This is a genomic window from Bacillus cereus group sp. BceL062, from assembly GCF_051780025.1.
GTDB lineage: Bacteria > Bacillota > Bacilli > Bacillales > Bacillaceae_G > Bacillus_A > Bacillus_A toyonensis.
Genome location: NZ_JBPWGY010000002.1, coordinates 303170 through 322757 on the forward strand (window position 1 = coordinate 303170; position 19588 = coordinate 322757).

Here is a 19588-nt window from a genome sequence, read left to right on the forward strand (position 1 = left end):
TAAAAATGATAGACACGCTTATAAATGTATACCTTCCTCATTTTTTTGATTGGCTTATAGAAACGTCACTTATGGCCAGCATATTAGTTGGATTTATTTTATGTATAAAAGTTCTATTTAGAAATAAATTAACGCCCCGGTGGCAATATATGCTGTGGATCGTATTAATGATAAGACTCCTTTTACCATGGTCGCCAGATAGCTCTTATAGCATTTATTCATTACTTTCTTATAGTTCTAGCGTATCGGAAGTTATTCCAAAAAATATGCCGTCGTCTAATGAGAGTATGATGAACATAGAAAGTGATCATGCAGTGGAATTAGAATCAAATGCTGAAACGGTGATAAAAAATAGCGAACAGAAAGTAAGTACGAGTACGGAGCAACAGACTACATTTTCTTTATACAAAATTGTTTTGTATGTTTGGTTAGCTGGGGTAATCATATTAGCAGTCATAACGTTTATTACAAATAGGCGGTTATATTCGTACATAAAGAAACAACCGGATATTACGGAGGAACAGGTCGTTACAGTGTTTAATCGCTGTAAGCAGTCTATGAAAATGAAGAAGGCAGTTTCATTACGTTTAGCAGGAAAGATTGCGAGTCCAACTGTTTTTAGTTTCTTTCGTCCGAAAGTATTACTATCAAAAAAACATATGAAAGTATTAAATGAGCAACAATTACAATATGTCTTTTATCATGAGTTAGCTCATATTAAGAGAAACGATGTAGCTGTAAATTGGATTATGTATAGCCTACTCCTATTAAATTGGTTCAATCCAATTCTTTGGTACGCCTATTTCTGTATGCGAGAAGATCAAGAATTAGCCTGTGATGCATATGCGCTTACTTTTATAGATAAAGAGGAGCAAATTGCATACGGTCATACAATTATTACCCTTCTAGAACACTATTCCTATCAAGCACCAAGCCTAGCAAATTTAAGTAGAAATAAACGAACACTAAAAAGGAGAATCGTTATGATTAAAAAGTTCCAAAAGAAATCGTATCGTCTTTCTTTACTTGGAGTTATTGCTATAGCAGCTATAGCAGGCGGATTCTTATTAAATGCAAGGATAACTGAGGGGGATGAAAGACAGAAAGAAAAAGTTGTAGAAAAAAAGCAATCTAAAGCGGCTTTTGAAAAAGCGATAGAAACAGTATTAGGTACACCGGAGAATGCAAGTAGAGAATGGGGGATGTCAATAACGTCATATAAAAAGAATACAGATTTTTTGTATTTGGCAGAAAAGAATTTTACAAAAGAAGAATTTGAGCAGTATGTTCAATTATTTAAGGAAGCGCAAGAAATTCATAAAAAAGCAATGGTTAAGAAAAATGTGCCTGAGAATTATGATGGAGATACAAAGGAATATAAACCTGAACGCTTGAAGAAAGCTGATCAAGACAGACTAGCTACTATTGAGAAGACATTAAAACCGCTTGGAGATAAGCTGGAGAAATCTTTAACATATACTATAGAAGAAGCGAAAGATCATGTACCATTTCAAATTAAGCAGCCGACTTATATACCTGAAGGTTATGAATTAAAGAGAGAATGGGCTGACTCATATTTTGGAAGAGATGTAGAATTAGTTATTAAATCAGAATATACAAAAGGAAAATATGGTTTTACAATTTATCAGTCAAGAATGTATGCAGGTGGTAATAAGGATCCACTACACTACATGATGCCCGGAGAAGAGAATCTAGAAAGTTATAGTTTAGATGGGAAAGGAATGGTATATAATAAATCTTCTCATGGAGAGGGGAAGTTAAGAGGCCTTAAAATGTTTGTACCAGCACAAGGAAAGAATAGTGAGTATCAAATTGTCATAGTGAATGATATTTTTACAAGAGATAAAAAAATATACGAAGAGATAATCGACGATGAGTTAACTAAGAAAGAAATGGAGAAAATATTACTTTCTATGTCAAAATAATAGACAGTGTTCTTAAACTTTTGGTTTTAAGAACACTGTCTATTTAATTAGATTTCTAGTGTGATTTAGCCAGCAATTATTATGAATATATTCTAGCTTTCCATACAAGTATACTTTTTGATACACTATGGACAGTATGATATAACTTGACTGGAATTTTTTGTGATGGGAATAATTAAAAAAGAGAACTTGTATAGAATGTGAGCGTGTGGTAATATCAAATATGTACTGATTGACTATATTATCCAATTGGTCATTTTTGGAGGTGACGATGTGGCGATAGATCGAAAACGTTCTATTATTGAAGCTGCAACAAAGTCTTTTTCAGCGTTCGGTTATAAAGCAACAACGATGGATCAAGTAGCGAAATTAGCGAATGTAGGAAAAGGAACGATTTATACTTTTTTCAAAAATAAAGAAGAGCTATTTGGCGAAATTATTTCTAATTTAATTACAGAAATGAAGCAAGTTGCAGAAAACGCAATTCGTTCAGATGTTTCATTTTTTGAAAATGTACATAAAGCATTATATAGCATCTTAGAATTTAGAAAAGAACATCAGCTCATGATTAAGTTAATTCAAGAAGAGCGCGATATGGGAACGAAAGAAGTACAAGAAGTGATGCAACAAGTAGATGTGGAAATCGTTTCTGTCATTCAATCGTATTTAAAGATTGCGATTGAAAAAGGTGAAATTAGCAAATGTGACCCAGAAATTACAGCATTTATTATGCTTCGCCTATACGTATCGCTCATTTTTGATTGGGAAAAAAATCATGAACCGCTAGAAAAAGAAAAAATTGCAGAATTATTTGAACTTTATTTATTAAAAGGATTGTCAAACTAAGATAATCCTTTTATTATTATAAAAAATGACCAATTGAACAAAATAGTCATATATTTATTTTAGGAGGGATAATATAAATATTCACTTCATAGTAAGGAACAGTTGCATAGTATAAATTCGGGGATAAGGCATATGTATGAATAAGTATAGCCTTTTTGTTTGGGTGAAAATGACTAAATGAACATTTTAGTCATTTTGATAAAGGGGGAGAAATGATGAAATGGAATCAGTTACTTCGTAAAGAGTTTACTGAAATTATGAAAAGCAAAAAAATATTAATTCCAATTATCGCGGTTCTATTTGTGCCGATATTATATGCGGGTATGTTTTTATGGGCCTTTTGGGATCCGTATGAACAGTTAGATGATTTACCAGTTGCGGTAGTCAATTTAGATAAAGGTGCAGTATTTGATGGAAAACCAATTGAGGTCGGAAAAGGGCTCGTAGATAACTTAAAAGATAATACAAGTTTTAAATGGGAATTTGTAAGTGAAAAAGAAGCGGAAAAAGGAATGGAAGGCAGAAAATATTACATGTTAGTACGCATTCCTGATGACTTCTCAAGTAACGCTACAACGTTATTAAAAGATGATCCGAAACCATTAAACTTAGAATACATTCCAAACGAAAGCTTAAACTTCTTATCTTCACAAATTGGTGGAACAGCCATTGAAAAAATTAAAGGTGAAGTAGCAAGTACGTTAACGAAAACATATGCAGAGAAAATGTTTGATTCTATTCAGGACGTCTCAAAAGGATTAGCAGATGGAGCGGAAGGTGCAAGTAAACTACACGACGGATCAAGTGAGCTGCATGATGGTTCAAGTAAAGTGACGGATGGCCTTCATACACTTCAAGGGAAGTCTGGGGAGATGAAGGATGGAGTAGGGAAACTATTTGATGGATCTGGGAAAGTAACAGCAGGTTTAAATACGTTAAACGGCAAAACAGGTGAGATGCAAATAGGTATCGGGAAATTAGTAGATGGATCCGGAAAAGTAACAGATGGTTTACATGTATTAAATAGCAATGCAGGTATCGGAAAATTAGTAGATGGATCTGGAAAAGTAACAGACGGTTTAATTACGTTAAATAGCAAAACAGGTGAAATGCAAAAAGGAATTGATGAATTGCATGATGGATCTGAGAAAGTGACCGGTGGCTTGAACAAATTAGTAAGTAAATCCGGTGAATTAAAAACAGGAACAACAGATCTATCAAATGGTATGGGAAAACTTGCTGAAGGGCAAAGTCAATTAGAAAAAGGGTCTCAAGAAATTCAAAAGGGATTGCAAGATTTAAATAGTAACGTACAAAAGTCTGCTGCAGGCTTAGAGGAAATGCAGTCGAAAGTTCCTTCTATATTGAATACAGTAAATGAGAAAATAGATGGAGCTGGGGCGAATGTAAATCAGTTAAATGAACTTACACAATCGACAGCAGGAGATGCCAAAAATGCAGCGCAAGAGGTAGCGAATTTACAAAAGCAAATTGAAAGTTTACCGAAAGAGTATCAAGAGCAGTTACAACCATTCATAACAACTGCTGTAAAAAGTACAGTGACAGTTCAGCAAAAAGCTGCCGGAGTAGCAGGTGGAACAAATAAATTAAATGAAGAAGTAAAACAATTAACAGGCGAAATACATCAAACAACAAATGGATTGCAAAACAAATTACCAAATCCAGCAGGGGTGAAAACTCTGGCAGGTGGTGTTGAGAAACTAACGAACGCACAAAATGAATTTGTTAGTAAGTTTCATGGATTTGGTGAGGGATTAGATAAAGCAAAAATAGGTGCTGATAAATTAAAAGATGGATCGGTTCAATTAATTGATGGAGTAACGCAATTACAAAGCGGATCAGGAAAAGTGACAGCTGGATTAGGTCAATTATCTGCAGGAGCAAATCAAATGGCAGGTGGAGTAAATCAATTAGCAGATGGCTCAAGCCAAGTAACAGGCGGTTTAGGTACATTATCTGTAGGCGTAACGAAATTAGCAGACGGCTCAAGCCAAGTAACAGGCGGTTTAGATACATTATCTGCAGGAGCAAACCAAATGGCAGGTGGAGTAAATCAATTAGCAAATGGCTCTGACCAAGTGACAACAGGATTAAGTACATTGTCAACCGGCTCAACCCAACTAATCGACGGCGTAAATAAACTAGCAGATGGCTCAGGAAAAGTAACAGATGGCCTCGTAAAAGTAAACGACGGTTCAGGTGAACTTGCTGAAAAGCTTGGCGAAGGGGCAGAGAAAACTGGTGAAGTGAAAGGGACGAATAAAACATTTGATATGTTTGCAAACCCTGTAAAAGTAAAGACAGAGAAACTAGCGGAAGTTCCAAACTACGGAACTGGATTTACACCGTATTTCTTATCACTCGGTTTATTCGTTGGGGCATTACTATTATCTATCGTATACCCATTACGCGATACAGTAGGAGTTCCAAAATCAGGATTTAGCTGGTTTATTAGTAAGTTCGGCGTACTACTATCAGTCGGTATTATTCAAGCGATAGTAGCAGATGTTATATTACTGTTCGGATTAGGTGTAGAAGTGCAAAGCATTCCATACTTCATACTCTTTAGCATCGTTACAAGTTTAGCATTTATCGCATTAATTCAATGTTTAGTAACAGCATTCGGTGATGCAGGGCGATTTATTGCCATCATCACATTAATTATTCAGCTTACAACAAGTGCTGGAACATTCCCACTAGAATTGATTCCGAAGTTTTTACAACCATTTAATACGTGGTTACCGATGACATACTCTGTATCAGGATTGAAAGCAGTCGTATCAAGCGGAGACTTTAACTTCATGTGGCAAAACATAGGAATACTCATGATCTTTATCGTCGTATTATCACTTGGAACAATCGCTTCCTTAACTTGGATGCACAAACGACAATTTAGAAATGTTGTTGAAAATCAATCGATTGAAGTTTAAAAAAAGCACCTTGTAGGTAAATATTTATAATAACGAAACATTGGAATGAAAAGCCTGTATCAATAATTACTCAGTGATTATCGATACAGGCTCTTTTTATTGGATCTGTTCATAAAGATTGTTGTTACTAGAGCATTTTTCTTTTCGTTCTTTCATTCCATTTTTATTCTTTTTCTTTTTAATGCTAATTCAGCTGCCATTTTCCCGTTATGTTGTCCGTGCTCTTTAACCCAATTTAGTTTTTCGCTAGCTGGCACGTATCTATGGAAACCTATAATTTCAGCCGCTCTCTCTTGTATCCACATATCCGATTCGTCCAAGAGGGGAAGTATTTCATGCAATTGTGCATAAGGAGTTAAAGTGATAATTGAAAATAAATATTGAGCTCTTTTTTCTTCCGTTAATTCAGGTTTTTTAAGAAGGTTTTTCAATTCTTCAATGGCTTGTACATCTTGCTGTAGTTGCAGTTCATCCGTATTTTCTTTGGAACAAGGATAATCTTTAACTTCTAATTGCAGTCTAAACGAAAGAAAAGGACTTACAGCAATTTACAGAGAAAACTAGAATAGGGGAGTTGATATGATGAAACAAAAATCTCGCTTCTATTTTATAATATATCCACTAATCACCTTCTTGGTTTATACACTATATCCGATTTTATTTCACAAAAAAGAACATACGAGCATGAAGGATATATTGGGAATGATTGTAACGTATTACATTTTAATTAGTGGATATTACTTTATTGATTTTTTAAGTGAAAGAATAAAGAAAAACGGTAAAGAAAAACAGTAAAGTTTCACTATTTAAAAGCTGATGGAGGATAACAAAATGAACGAAAGCGAAATGAAATTTAGGGATACGAACATTCGTAACTTTTTCGATAAAGAGAATCGTTTAAAATCGATTCTCTTTATCGAAAAAGTTAGTGTTATTAGAACATTTGATTAGCAAGTTAAACGTTGAAAATCAATATACAGAGAAAGAAATAAATGTGTTCATAAAACAATATCATGATGATTTTTGTACGATTAGAAGAGAATTTATCGTGCATGGGTTTATGGATCGAGAGGATAATATGTACCATATAAATGGGAGAGAAGTTTGGACGAAGTGGGAGGAGTTATAAATGTAATGAGTAATTCCTAGTTTGCCTCTCTTATCTAAAGAAGGAACTATTATGGGCTTTGGTAGTAGTTGCGGTGAATTTGCTTTATTAGTTATATTGTTTATTTTATTAATCATCGTTGGAGCTGCTTGCTTTTGCTAAAAAACTATGGAAAAGACACTCTTATAAGAGTGTCTTTTCTTTATGAAGACGTAATCCCACAAAAACATTTATTTATGGGGGCTTGCCAAATACTCATCAACCTAAGAAAATAGATCACTCCATAATGAAAAATTCACGTTTTTACAGTTAGTACTGAAAATTCGGCTCATCCTTTTCGTTTTAGAAAAAGTAATATTTTAAGTTGATAGATGTGTAATATTACCTATATTGTAACGTATAAGTGAATTTAATGACTTTAACTATACTTTTGTTTCGTTTCATTTAAAAATATTACGATTATATTACAAAAACTATTGATTATATCTAAATAGCGTAATATAATACTGTTTGTGGAAATAAAAACAAAAATTATTCATTATTTGGGGGATATGGAAAATGAAGAAAGTTATTTTACCAGTTTTAATGTCTGCTATGGTTATAGTTCCGGCAGTATCACATGCTGAAAAACAAGATAATGTGAAACAGACTACTGCAAAAGCAGAGCAGACAATTCAGCAAAGTGGTTGGGTAAAAGTAGGGGATACATGGTATTTCTATGACCAAAAAGGTATGAAGAAAACAGGCTGGTTACAAGATGGTGGAAAATGGTATTATTTTGATGGTAATGGAAAAATGAAAAAAGGATATATTCGAGATGAAGGTACAGGCTATTTATTAGGAACAGATGGTGCCATGTATTCAAATAAAGGTTGGGTTCAGTACGAAGGAGATTGGTATTACGTTCAACAAGGTGGAAGTCTACATTATGGTACTCTTAAAGATAACGGTAAAACCTATCATTTGATCCCAGATGACGGGAAAATGTGGAAAAACAATTGGATAGGTGGATATCCTAATGGAAACTATTTCCTTGCAGATGGGTCGATGGCAACAGGGTGGAATTTAATTAATAATCAGTGGCATTACTTTGGTGATGGAGCTGCTTATAATGGTTGGCTAAACTACCAAGGAAGTTGGTATTATTTAGCGGGTGCTAAGATGCAAACAGGTTGGGTACAAGATAATGGAAAATGGTACTACATGAATACAGACGGCACAATGAAAATAGGCTGGGTAAAAGATAATGGAAAATGGTATTATCTGAACTCAAATGGCACGATGAAAAGTTCAGAAAATGGATGGAAAGACTGTTGGTTAGATGAAGGAGGAAAGCGCTACTTTTTCGATGACAGTGGTGCTATGCGTACAGGGAAACTAGCTGAAGGCGGCACTTCATGGTATTTTAATCCAGATGGATCTATGGTGACTGGATGGAAAATAGTGGATGGTGACTGGTATTACTTTGATGAGAAAAGTGGAGCGAATCATGAAGGTTGGTTAAACTACAATGGCAAGTGGTATTACTTTTATGATGGCCCAATGACAACTGGTTGGGTACAAGTGAATGGCACATGGTACTACTTGAATGAAGATGGAACGATGAAAACAAATTGGTTACAAAAAGATGGAAAATGGTACTATTTACAATCCAATGGTGCAATGGCAGTGGGCAAACATTTCATTAATGGAAAATGGTATTCATTCAAAAATGATGGCGTTATGATGTAACAAAGATTTTTAATTGAATAAATGACAATAGATATCTATTTTAAGATATTTCTATGATGAAAAAAACACCTGTGAAGGTGTTTTTTTCATCTTTACAGTTAGTTATTACTTATTCCTCTTATTCTTGCACTTTTCGTTTTCACTAGTTTATTAGCGAGCATGGCTGGATTTATGCAGGAAATATCTAAACTGTAAGGATATGTGGGAAGTAGAATTATAAAACTTTTGTTTCCAATCTTTCTTTCTGACGAAGATGATGTGCAAAATGCATAGAAATGAGCTGAAACCATTCTGCCGCATTTAAGTAACCAAGCCCAGGGTGTTCGACTTTACAAGCACTTCGAATAGAAGTAATTGTTGGTTCAATGTCTTTAACAACAGTAATTAATTTCAGAAAACGCTCTTGTACTTCTTCTTTGTTAATTGGATTTTCTGGCGTATATCCAGGATGATTTGGTACTTTGATTTGTATGTCTGGGAAAGCACCAAGTTTATATACTTTTTCACCCATATCCGTTTTTTTGTTAGTTACTGATGGTGTTTCGCCTTTACATTTTGTGATTGCATCTAATTGCATGTATGTGGAAGCAATTAGATGATTATACATTTGACCGAGAGACCATTCCTCACTAGAAGGCTTCATCCTAAATTGTTCTATAGAGTACTTTTCTAATTCCCCTATGTAGTACGTTGCTAACTCTTCAAAATTCTTCATATCACTAACTCCTTTTTATGAAAATGTATTTGTTACTACCTACTATAAAGAAGTAATGCTGACAACATTATGTCAGTAGTGAAATATAAAAATTAAAGTTTTAACATTTTTTTTGCTTCATCACGGATTTTCTCAGAAAGAATTTTTGGCTCAAGTACTTGCACTTGGCTCCCAAAGCTTAATACCCACTGAAATACTTCGTCTATGTTTCTTGATTTCAAAAAGACATGGAAACCATTATCTTTATGCTCGTATGAATCTATAAAAAAGTATCGGGATTCAATAATTTTATGTGCAATATGAGATGGAAACAATAAATGAATCGTAACAATACGATTGTTTTCAGGTTGATAGTCTTGTAAAGAAAAGTCTTTCGGTTTTGTAAAAAATTCTTGTTTTTGCTGTAATGTATCCATACGGTCTAAACGAAAATTACGTATTTGTTTCCGAAGTAAGCAATGAGCAACGATGTACCAAATTCCTGAAATATTGACTAAACCGTAAGGATGAACAGTCCGCTCTATTTTTGTGGTTTCTCTTGGCTTACGATAAGAAAAAGAGATAGCTTGCTCGTTTTGAATTGCTTCTTGTAGCAAGAAAAGTTGGTTCTCTAGTTTTTCTTGCTCGGCTGGCTGGTTTGAAAATATAGGAGAAAGGAAACGGAAAGTACCTCGTAACCCCTCAACTTTCTTTTTTTGATCAGTAGGGAGGATAACCTCAAGTTTCTCTTTTGCCGATTGTGCATGTGCAGAAAAAGAAGAAGTGAAAGTTTTCTCGATATAATCACCGCCTAATAAAAGGGTAACAGCCTCTTCAGGGGTAAGCTGAATGGGTGGTAAGAAATATCCATCCATTAATGAGTAGCCGTGGCCGGGCATTGCAAAAATTGGGACACCAGATTCACTAAGTGCATCCATATCTCGATAAATAGTTCTTATACTTGTCTCAAATTTTCCAGCTAAACTCTGTGCTGTAACAGTTTGTTTTCTTTGTAATTCAATTAATATCGCTAATAAACGATCCGTTCGATTCATGAAATATCATCCTTTATTTTTATAAATATGATCACTGTAAATTTCTAAAAGTAATACATTTTCCCCTACTATTAACAGACTTTTCCCTATGTATAATATTAATATAGTAAAATCATAACAACCTATATTGCAGTTTCCAATAATATACTATATAATCATTATAAGAAAACGTTTTCATGCAAAGGGGGAGAATTTCGTGTCGACTATCGAGGACGTGGCGAAATTAGCGGGGTTATCAAGGACAACGGTTTCTAGGGTGATCAATAATCATCCATATGTTTCAGATGAGAAGAAAAAAAGGGTTCAATTAGCAATGAAGCATTTAGGCTTCGTTCCTAATTCTGCGGCGAGAAGGCTTCGTAAACAAAAAACAGAAACAATTGCGGTGCTTGTTCCAAGGATTACAAATCCTTTTTTTAGTAGATTTATTGAAGCAATCGAGATTGCTGCTTCTGAGCATAAATATAAACTGATTATTTGTCAAACAAGATATTTACCAGAAAAAGAGATGGAGTATTTACAATTATTATCTACGAAACAAGTAGATGGGATTATTCTATGTTCACTAGAAAATCCGTGGGAAGATGTAGAGCCGTACTTACAGCACGGTCCAATCGTGTTATGTAATGAATATATTGAGGAAGCAAATGTTCCAACAGTGAAATTTGATCATGCACAAGGAGCATACATAGCTGCCAATCATGTATTAGAACAAGGATATCGTAATCTTATTTTTTGCCGTGGTAACGAAACCAAAGTTGTTAGCCAACAGCGGAAAATGGGCTTTTTACGTGCAATAACTGAGAAGAGCCGCCAAGTAGAAGCGATTGATTTTCTTGAAAACGCTTTCTCTTGGGATGATGGGAAGCGAATATTCCATGAAGTATTAAAGGACAAAAAAAATCCTACCGCGATTTTGGCAGGAGGCGACGAGGTTGCAGCTGGAATTATCTCAGAGGCGAAGCGCCATAACTGGAGTATTCCAGAGGATCTCGCTGTTATCGGTTTTGATAATCAAATTTTATCGCAGATTACTGAGCCAGGTATTACGACAATTGAACAGCCAATTGATGAAATGGCTCGAAAAGTTGTCGACCTGATGATGGATAAAATCCATACGAAAAATTATCGTAAAAAAGAATTGTATGAGTTTGAACTGGAGCTCTTGGTGAAAGGTTCAACGATGAAGGATACGATGTTATTAGCCTAGTAGACTATGTCTGCTAGGTTTTTTTTCTGTTCACAAACTACTACTCTTCGTGAACGCAGTCATCACATTTGTTATGGTATGCTTCGTGCTGCTCATCAATTTCTTTCCCGCAGTGCGCACAAGTTTTCGTCGGTAAATTTCTGAAAAACTCCATTGGTTGATCGATCATGTCAATCCCTCCATTTCCATTTCTTACTATCATTGTATTAGTACAAAAAATAAAAGTCAACAACTGTTTTATAACAAATTGAAAATTAATGAAAAAGTTTAGGAAATGGATTATAGTTAACAATGTAGGATGTAAGTAAAAAACTTTCTCAAGTACGGAGAAAAACTGCATTCCTACTCGGTTTTAGAAAGGATGGATACATATGAAAATGACTGTTGTCGGCTTTTGGGGCGGCTTTCCAGAAGCGGGAGAAGCAACGTCGGGGTATTTGTTTGAACACGATGGTTTTCGTTTACTTGTAGACTGTGGTAGTGGTGTACTAGCACAGCTTCAAAAATATATAACACCATCTGATATAGATGCAGTTGTGCTTTCGCATTACCACCACGATCATGTTGCAGACATTGGGGTATTGCAATATGCGAGATTAATTACAAGTGCGACAAAGGGACAACTACCGGAATTGCCAATATACGGTCATACGTTTGACGAGAATGGATTCCATTCTTTAACGCATGCACCGCATACGAAAGGAATCGCGTACAACCCAGAAGAAACACTTCAAGTTGGACCGTTTTCTATTTCATTCTTAAAAACTGTTCATCCTGTTACATGCTTTGCGATGCGTATTACAGCTGGTAGTAACGCTGTAGTATATAGCGCAGATTCCAGTTATATTCCTGAATTTATTCCATTCACAAAAGATGCGGATCTTTTCATTTGTGAGTGTAATATGTATGCACATCAAGAGGCTGCAAAAGCAGGGCATATGAATAGTACAGAAGTGGCAAGTATTGCGAAAGATGCGAATGTAAAAGAACTTTTATTAACGCACTTACCGCATATAGGAAACCCATCTGATTTAGTAACAGAAGCAAAACAAATTTTCAGTGGCCATATTACGTTAGCTCATAGTGGCTACGTATGGAATTCATGAGGTGATACGATGTTATTTATTGATAATAAAGGGATTACAGATCCTAGAATAAACTTAGCGATTGAAGAATATTGTGTGAAGAATTTAGATATTAACGAAACATATTTACTGTTCTACATTAACGAACCTTCCATTATCATTGGTAAAAACCAAAACACAGTAGAAGAAATTAATGCAGATTACGTAAAAGAAAAAGGTATTCATGTCGTTCGTCGTCTATCAGGCGGAGGTGCAGTATATCATGATTTAGGAAACTTAAACTTCAGCTTTATTACGAAGGATGGTGGAGACAGTTTCAGCAACTTCAAAAAATTCACAGAGCCTGTAACGAAAGCGCTTGGTAAATTAGGCGTAAATGCAGAACTAAGTGGTCGTAACGACATTTTAGCTGAAGGTAGAAAAATTTCAGGTAACGCGCAGTTCTCTACGAAAGGTCGTATGTTCAGTCACGGTACGTTACTATTTGACTCTGAAATCGATCACGTCGTATCGGCATTAAAAGTAAAAATGGATAAGATTCAATCAAAAGGAATTAAATCAATCCGTAGCCGCGTTGCGAATATTACAGAGTTCTTAAACGAAAAAATGACGACAGAAGAGTTTAGACAACTTCTTCTAGAAACCATTTTCGAAGGTGAAACAGAAATTCCAACGTACGAATTAACAGAAGCGGATTGGAATGAAATACATAAACTTTCTGAAGAGCGCTACCAAAATTGGGATTGGAACTACGGAAAATCTCCGAAGTTCAACTTACAACATTCACACCGCTTCCCAGTTGGACAAGTTGACGTTCGTCTTGAAGTGAAAAAAGGAACAGTAACAGAATGTAAAATTTACGGTGACTTCTTCGGATCACTAGATGTTAATGACATTGAAGAACGCTTAACAGGCGTACAGTTTGATAAAGATGCATTCACTGCAGCTTTAGAAGGCGTAGATATCGCACGCTACTTCGGTAATATTACAACAGAAGATTTCTTACATTTATTCTTCTAAAAATGGGGGAGGCTGTCATAAAAGGCAGCCTCTTTCTTTTTGTGTGGATTGTCACTTTTGGTTTTGAGTTACGGCTAATATAATTTCACTTATCACAAATATCTTCCTCAAAACACCACTCACAAGTCATCTGCCCCTTATAAAGGAATATACATAATAAAAGGAGGTGGATCAAAATGAAAAGAATAATGTGCGTTGTATTATTGCTCAGCTTCCTCATCGGGATGACAGCGTGTAACGATGAAACCTCCTCAAGTCGTACAACTTTATCTATTGGAAAACCAGCGAAGGATAATGTTATATATTATACGCATACGGATAACAAACGAAAGATAGATGATATACAAACTATGTTTCAAAGTAAGAAATGGAAAAGAAATGAAATGTTTAGTACTGTTGGTAAAATACCAGATGTTGTCTTGTCTATAGATGAAAACGATACAGGGTTACCGACAGTATATGTTACAGTGTACTTTCATGAAAATGGAGCGGACGCGATAAACTTGTATGGAGAGCATACAAGTTTAAATAAAGAAGAACTTGAAAAGCTTAGAGAAAAGATAGGTGCATATTATCCTAAAATGATTTCTGTCCTCGTTTAATAATTTGCTGGTAAGTGAAATCACTATATTTTTCCAAAGTTATTCAATAGGAAGTACGCCGTGTATATGCAGTTAATAGGATATTACTTGCCACTTTAATTTTCTTTTAATATAATTAATTTAGAATTTTTAAATATTCTAAATTTTATAAAGGTGGGGTTTGTGTGAATCTCGTTCAATCTTTGGCTGAAACGGCAAAAAAGAAGGGGGATAAACCGGCTTATGTTTTTATGGATCAGTCGGTCTCATATGACCAATTAAACAAAATGGTCACAAGGTTTTCTAGCAATTTAGCAGAAATGGGCATTGGAAAAGGGGACAATGTCGCATTAGTTGTTGGGAATTCACCACATTTTTTAGTCGGTTTATACGGAACAATGAAAGCCGGGGCAACTGTTATACCAGTTAATCCAATTTATACAGCAGATGAAATGCATTATATTTTACAAAATGGAGATGTAAAAACAATCATCGTACTCGACGTCCTTCTACCTGTTATACAATCTCTTACAACAAGACTTCCTTCACTAGAGAACATCATCATATGCGAAACCTCATCAGATTTTAATCATATAGAAACCGAAAAAATGAAAACGTTTACTAGTTTTATAGGAACTGGAGATGCGACTTACGAAGGTCCGGAACTAGATGAAGAAGATGTAGCGGTTATCCTCTACACTTCAGGCACAACTGGAAAACCAAAAGGTGCTATGTTAACACATAAAAATTTATATAGTAACGCAAGCGATGTGGCGTCGTATTTACAATATACGGCCGATGATCGCGTCGTTGCGGCACTGCCGATGTTCCATGTATTCTGTTTAACAGTTGCGGTAAATGCACCGATTGTGAACGGGGCAACGATTTTAATGTTACCGAAGTTTAGTCCGAAAGAAGTGTTCCGTATTTGTCGTACGTATGAACCAACGATTTTTGCTGGTGTACCGACGATGTACAATTACTTATATTTATTTGAAGAAGCAAGCGCAGAAGACGTGAAGACACTTCGTCTTTGTATTTCAGGTGGTGCGTCAATGCCTGTTGCTCTTCTGCAAAACTTTGAAAAACGTTTTGACGTAATTGTTTCAGAAGGATACGGTTTATCAGAAGCATCACCAGTTACTTGTTTCAATCCGTTAGATCGCCCGCGTAAACCAGGGTCAATCGGCACAAATATTTGGCATGTAGAAAATAAAATTGTGAATGAACTTGGGGAAGACGTACCAGTCGGCGCAGTCGGTGAATTAATTGTTCGTGGACCTAACGTTATGAAGGGTTACTATAATGCACCAGAAGATACAGCTGCGACATTAAAAGATGGCTGGCTATATACAGGAGACTTAGCGAAAATGGATGAAGAAGGTTACTTCTATATCGTTGATCGTAAAAAAGATATCGTCCTAGTTGGTGGTTATAACGTCTACCCTCGTGAAGTAGAGGAGGTACTATATACGCATGAATCAGTAGCTGAAGTTGTCGTAATTGGTGTACCAGACGAAAACTTAGGAGAAGCAGTGCGTGCTTTCGTCGTTCTGAAACAAACGAACATAACAGAAGAAGAGCTGATGCATTATTGCACGTTACATTTAGCAAAATATAAAGTGCCAATGAGCATAGAGTTTTTAACAGAATTGCCGAAGAATACGACGGGTAAGTTGTTAAGAAGAGCTTTGAGAGAAAAAGCGATGCAAGTGTAAGAATGGGGCAACCAGCTTTATGAAGTTGGTTGCCTCTATTTTTTTGCATTGGTTAAGCTATGACGCCATATATTTAAACCGTAATATGACTAGTAGGGAGGAGATATACATGGAGCAGAAGGAATTACGTTTGCGGCGAGTGCAATATCTTATTTGTGATATTATGGATGAAATGAACGCTGAAAATGAGAAGAAAAACTTAGAAACACTGCAGAAAGTAATTGACCAGCTTTCAGGAGCAATTGGTGATTTAGTAGATCCATCTGGTACGTATTCAATTGATTATTTGGAGAGGAAAGTTCATACAGCGCACTATTTATTATTTAAAAATGATCGTAAAGCATATTTGTGTAATAAATAAACATTCATCATTTGATGGGGTGTTTATTATTTTTGATATTTATTGATAATTATTATCAATAAAAGGATGAGTACAATGGGTTTAAGACGATAAATTAATCTGCTTATAATTGTACTTATAAATAATAAAGCTCGAAATAAAAGCCTTGCTACACGTTTGTAGTAAGGCTCTTTACAGTTGTTTTGTTCTTAATGAATGAAAGCACCTGCCACTTTTTAGTTGGAAAAGTTACTCATTAGAAGTGTTATTAATCGCTTGAATAGCAAGTTCCAAAGATTTAATCCTTCTTTCTAAAAGAGTTCTTTGAGGACTACCAACCTTTGACTTAACGTAAATTTTTTCAATTGATGGGAGCAAACCGATAAGAACATTGCGAGCTTCTGCTAAATCTTCCTGGTTGTAATGATGAGGTTTTTGATTCCAAACACTATCTAGCATTGCTAAGCCGATACAAGCTGCCTGGAGGCGTTTCTTTACTAACGTAGTATTTGAGCCTTTCTGAGTCATTTGTGACAAGGCACTTTCGAGTTTACGGATTGTTGACTGTAAGGATTTTATTGATTCCTCTTTATGTAAATCTGATACGTTTTCCATGTTAGTACCATCCTTTCTTCGTTTTTAAATGATTTTGTTTAATACGTGATAAAATCGTTAAGGACAGAAACTTACTCGCAATATTTTAACATAAATAACGAACTTTCTTTGAGAGGGAGTCTTAAAGAGCTAGCTCAATTGTTGAAAGTAAGGTAACGAACTATAAAAACCGAACCGTCATCTAAGTGGCGGTTCGGTTTTCTTTATTTTTTCTCTACCAATTTTTTATTCTTCCAATCTAGTGTAAATGATTTATTAAATGTTTTTTGATCAACATCTTTTACGTTGTTTCCAACCCAACCTGCATCGCAACATATTCAATATCATTATCAATTTCGCCTAACACGTAAGATTCTAAAATGCCCATTACAGCAGTTCCTAAAAATTTTAAAACGATGTGCTTATCAATGTTTTTATTGTGAAGATTGCTGTGCTTAATATTTACGTTAAACGTGCATAACAAGTTATAATAGAAGAAATCAATAAGGAGGCTAGCTGTGAAGAATCTTCGTTATTTCAATATATTTACTATGTTAATTATATACACGCTACTTATGTTTTACATCGGCTGGAACGGATGGGTTTGGCTTCATGCAGTATTTGGCTGGGAGTCCTGGGGGTATTATGCTTTCGTAGTCGGATTTATTTCTTATGCGTATATTCTCGTGCAAGTGTTTAAGTTTCTCCCATTCCTTCGAACGATTGGCTCAATTTGGTTTGCAGTCATACAATACGCCCTTATGTTATTGCCGTTAGCTGATATAACAGTCTTTGTTTTACAGTTTTCGGTTGAGAAAGAAACAGCAATTATTTGGACAGGGGCGGCTGTGTTAGCTGCGTTTATCTTTATCTTTGCATATGGAGTATTTAATGCGTATAGTCCGGTAGTAAGAAAATATGAAGTGCACATACCGAAAAAGGTGAAGGGCCGCAAAAGTTTACGTATTGCGATGGCTTCTGATATGCATTTCGGTAAACTGTCTGGTGTTTCGCATTTAAAAAGACTTGTCCGTCACGTAAATGAAATGGAGCCTGATATTATTTTACTGCCAGGGGATATTATCGATGATCATCCTGGGGTATTTATTCAAAAAAACATGGGTTATATTATGCAACAAATGAAAGCTCCATTAGGCGTATATGGCGTTTTAGGAAACCATGAATACTACGGCAGAGCGGTTCCGGAGTTTTTACAAGAGATGGATAAGATTGATATTCGTATTCTTTTAGATGAAGGGATCACAATTGAAGATGACTTTTATCTCGTTGGAAGAAGAGATAAAACAGAGCGAGATCGCCAAAGCTTTGAACAACTTATGAGTACAGTGGATAAATCGATGCCTGTTATAGCAATGGATCACCAGCCATTTGAGTTAAAACAAGCAGCAGCGGCAGGTGTAGACTTATTATTATCCGGTCACACGCACCGCGGACAAATGGCACCAAATCATATTGTAACGAGAAGAATGTACGAGCTAGACTGGGGATACGCACAAAAAGGCGCATTCCACGCAATTGTTTCTTCTGGATTCGGATTTTGGGGACCGCCGCTTAGACTTGGTAGTAGGTCGGAGATTGTGCAGGTAGAAGTTACGTTTGAATAAGGTTAAATAAAAGGGATTATACATGATTAATATGTATAATCCCTTTTATTTTTTATTTCGTAATCGCGACCTTTACTTGAATATAATCTCAATTAGTTGTTGTGGATGTGCATTAATTAATCCATGAACAATAATAATTACCCATACCTTACGATAACGCGCCCACAAATATCCAAGGAATAGACCTACGATACCATGGTTCACAATAACCGTAGCTGTATCAATATCCCAATGACCAGAGCCGTGTAATGCAATATGCCAGCTCGCCCATAACAATGATGTAAGAAGTATAGCCGGCCAAGTACCTAGTAATAGTTCCAAACGTGTTTGCAACCAAACTCTATAAAAAAGCTCTTCCAGTACACCATTTATAAGAAATCCTACAAGTAAAATTAAGATTAAAATCGTGGGTTCCATTCTCGCTGAAACAAATGGTGTAGAGAATGTAGAAAAGAAGTTGAAGTAACCCCAGACTATAATGACAATAAGTGGTGTAGACCGATACCATCTATTACCTCCCGTTGATTTTACAGGCTTTTGTCGTTCTTTTTCGGGGTTACTTTTATAAAATAAAAGAAGCATTAATGGAGTGAATAATAATAAAATAATTTTAAATATCATAAACCACAATTGTAATGTCATTCCTTCAAAGTTCGTGGTGAGGAGACAAATCGTGAAGAGGAAACCACTCGAGAATAAAATAACAGTTTGAATTATGATGCGCCTTAGTTCAAATTGTTGAAGGGGATTATAGTTTTTATGATGAGATGGTAAGAAACGAACAAGGAGTATACCGACAATAACAGGGATCCACTTGTTCCAAAAAGGCAGTGTGCCCGTATGATCCCCACTGTAACGAATGTTTGTTTCTCCGATCCATATAAGCCAAAGAGATGAAAGCAAAATAAGAAGTATAATGATTCCACCAATGAGCTTCCCCGCTTTTGGAAAATAACTACCCATAGTTATCCGACCTTTCATACTATAATGGTGAATCGATTTTCAATTATTTCTGTTTTGAAATGAATATGCATTTATAAATCTATTAAAACAAAAAAGAAGAACTGTGGAAATATTTTAATTT

General features: G+C 35.4%; 19 protein-coding genes and 3 pseudogenes. 15 read left to right on the forward strand and 7 right to left on the reverse strand.

The features are described from left to right. The first annotated feature begins 5 nt into the window (after positions 1-5). The 3 genes from ACS2MN_RS06755 to ACS2MN_RS06765 all read left to right on the forward strand — a co-directional run bounded on the left by ACS2MN_RS06755 (position 6) and on the right by ACS2MN_RS06765 (position 5743). A complete protein-coding gene (locus ACS2MN_RS06755) occupies positions 6-1946 on the forward strand; it encodes a M56 family metallopeptidase (RefSeq protein WP_043321490.1) in 1941 nt (646 codons plus the stop codon). A 273-nt stretch (positions 1947-2219) separates the two neighbouring features. Continuing rightward, positions 2220-2792: a TetR/AcrR family transcriptional regulator gene (locus ACS2MN_RS06760; protein ID WP_000963370.1), complete on the forward strand. Its 573-nt coding sequence runs from the start codon at positions 2220-2222 to the stop codon at positions 2790-2792. Positions 2793-3007: 215 nt separating this feature from the next. Next, positions 3008-5743 carry a YhgE/Pip domain-containing protein gene (locus ACS2MN_RS06765; RefSeq protein WP_346994082.1) on the forward strand — a complete coding sequence of 912 codons (2736 nt, stop codon included), beginning with the start codon at positions 3008-3010 and terminating at the stop codon, positions 5741-5743. A gap of 152 nt (positions 5744-5895) precedes the next feature. On the opposite strand, the gene ACS2MN_RS06770 is transcribed toward ACS2MN_RS06765, so the two are convergent. Continuing rightward, complete coding sequence (locus ACS2MN_RS06770) at positions 5896-6048, reverse strand: LacI family transcriptional regulator (RefSeq protein WP_346994083.1); 153 nt, start codon at positions 6046-6048, stop codon at positions 5896-5898. Positions 6049-6322: 274 nt separating this feature from the next. Between ACS2MN_RS06770 and ACS2MN_RS06775 the strand changes: the two genes are divergently transcribed. The 5 genes and pseudogenes from ACS2MN_RS06775 to ACS2MN_RS06795 all read left to right on the forward strand — a co-directional run. Continuing rightward, on the forward strand, positions 6323-6538 hold the full coding sequence (locus tag ACS2MN_RS06775; RefSeq protein WP_000977616.1) for a hypothetical protein: 216 nt from the start codon (positions 6323-6325) through the stop codon (positions 6536-6538). A 36-nt stretch (positions 6539-6574) separates the two neighbouring features. After that, positions 6575-6872, forward strand: a pseudogene (locus ACS2MN_RS06780) (DUF2087 domain-containing protein). Positions 6873-6926: 54 nt separating this feature from the next. Then, positions 6927-7013: pseudogene (locus ACS2MN_RS06785) on the forward strand (YjcZ family sporulation protein); the annotation flags it as partial. A 396-nt stretch (positions 7014-7409) separates the two neighbouring features. Further along, positions 7410-8582: a glucan-binding protein gene (locus tag ACS2MN_RS06790; protein WP_346994084.1), complete on the forward strand. Its 1173-nt coding sequence runs from the start codon at positions 7410-7412 to the stop codon at positions 8580-8582. A gap of 108 nt (positions 8583-8690) precedes the next feature. After that, positions 8691-8777, forward strand: a pseudogene (locus ACS2MN_RS06795) (YIP1 family protein); the annotation flags it as partial. Between the two features lie 19 nt (positions 8778-8796). Here the strand turns inward: ACS2MN_RS06795 and ACS2MN_RS06800 are convergent. Together ACS2MN_RS06800 and ACS2MN_RS06805 are read right to left on the reverse strand one after the other, a co-directional pair. Next, positions 8797-9297, reverse strand: coding sequence for a DinB family protein (locus tag ACS2MN_RS06800; RefSeq protein ID WP_000787586.1), 501 nt, complete (start codon positions 9295-9297; stop codon positions 8797-8799). Between the two features lie 92 nt (positions 9298-9389). Continuing rightward, positions 9390-10331, reverse strand: a complete 942-nt coding sequence (locus ACS2MN_RS06805) for a helix-turn-helix transcriptional regulator (protein WP_438894673.1) — start codon at positions 10329-10331, stop codon at positions 9390-9392. Positions 10332-10527: 196 nt separating this feature from the next. Between ACS2MN_RS06805 and ACS2MN_RS06810 the strand changes: the two genes are divergently transcribed. After that, a complete protein-coding gene (locus tag ACS2MN_RS06810; RefSeq protein WP_000103728.1) occupies positions 10528-11541 on the forward strand; it encodes a LacI family DNA-binding transcriptional regulator in 1014 nt (337 codons plus the stop codon). Positions 11542-11581: 40 nt separating this feature from the next. Here the strand turns inward: ACS2MN_RS06810 and yhfH are convergent, their stop codons facing one another. Next, positions 11582-11710, reverse strand: coding sequence for a protein YhfH (gene yhfH, locus ACS2MN_RS06815; protein ID WP_000567010.1), 129 nt, complete (start codon positions 11708-11710; stop codon positions 11582-11584). Positions 11711-11912: 202 nt separating this feature from the next. On the opposite strand from yhfH, the gene ACS2MN_RS06820 reads away from it, so the two are divergent. The 5 genes from ACS2MN_RS06820 to ACS2MN_RS06840 all read left to right on the forward strand — a co-directional run bounded on the left by ACS2MN_RS06820 (position 11913) and on the right by ACS2MN_RS06840 (position 16306). Beyond that, a complete protein-coding gene (locus tag ACS2MN_RS06820; RefSeq protein ID WP_000784652.1) occupies positions 11913-12647 on the forward strand; it encodes an MBL fold metallo-hydrolase in 735 nt (244 codons plus the stop codon). 9 nt (positions 12648-12656) lie between these two features. Beyond that, positions 12657-13646, forward strand: coding sequence for a lipoate--protein ligase (locus ACS2MN_RS06825; protein ID WP_346994085.1), 990 nt, complete (start codon positions 12657-12659; stop codon positions 13644-13646). A 176-nt stretch (positions 13647-13822) separates the two neighbouring features. Next, entirely contained in the window at positions 13823-14248 is a 426-nt protein-coding gene (locus ACS2MN_RS06830) for a hypothetical protein (protein ID WP_000822232.1), read from the forward strand. A 164-nt stretch (positions 14249-14412) separates the two neighbouring features. Continuing rightward, positions 14413-15945 carry a fatty acid--CoA ligase family protein gene (locus ACS2MN_RS06835; RefSeq protein ID WP_001055191.1) on the forward strand — a complete coding sequence of 511 codons (1533 nt, stop codon included), beginning with the start codon at positions 14413-14415 and terminating at the stop codon, positions 15943-15945. Positions 15946-16054: 109 nt separating this feature from the next. Next, positions 16055-16306, forward strand: a complete 252-nt coding sequence (locus ACS2MN_RS06840; protein WP_000435466.1) for a hypothetical protein — start codon at positions 16055-16057, stop codon at positions 16304-16306. A gap of 228 nt (positions 16307-16534) precedes the next feature. Here the strand turns inward: ACS2MN_RS06840 and ACS2MN_RS06845 are convergent, their stop codons facing one another. Beyond that, positions 16535-16900, reverse strand: coding sequence for a hypothetical protein (locus ACS2MN_RS06845; RefSeq protein WP_000432649.1), 366 nt, complete (start codon positions 16898-16900; stop codon positions 16535-16537). A 280-nt stretch (positions 16901-17180) separates the two neighbouring features. Further along, positions 17181-17363 carry a hypothetical protein gene (locus ACS2MN_RS06850; protein ID WP_002042824.1) on the reverse strand — a complete coding sequence of 61 codons (183 nt, stop codon included), beginning with the start codon at positions 17361-17363 and terminating at the stop codon, positions 17181-17183. Between the two features lie 34 nt (positions 17364-17397). On the opposite strand from ACS2MN_RS06850, the gene ACS2MN_RS06855 reads away from it, so the two are divergent. Further along, positions 17398-18504, forward strand: a complete 1107-nt coding sequence (locus ACS2MN_RS06855) for a metallophosphoesterase (RefSeq protein WP_000793640.1) — start codon at positions 17398-17400, stop codon at positions 18502-18504. 72 nt (positions 18505-18576) lie between these two features. Here ACS2MN_RS06855 and ACS2MN_RS06860 read toward each other — a convergent pair whose 3' ends face one another. Continuing rightward, complete coding sequence (locus tag ACS2MN_RS06860; protein WP_000536088.1) at positions 18577-19467, reverse strand: CPBP family glutamic-type intramembrane protease; 891 nt, start codon at positions 19465-19467, stop codon at positions 18577-18579. Between the last annotated feature and the right edge of the window lie 121 nt (positions 19468-19588).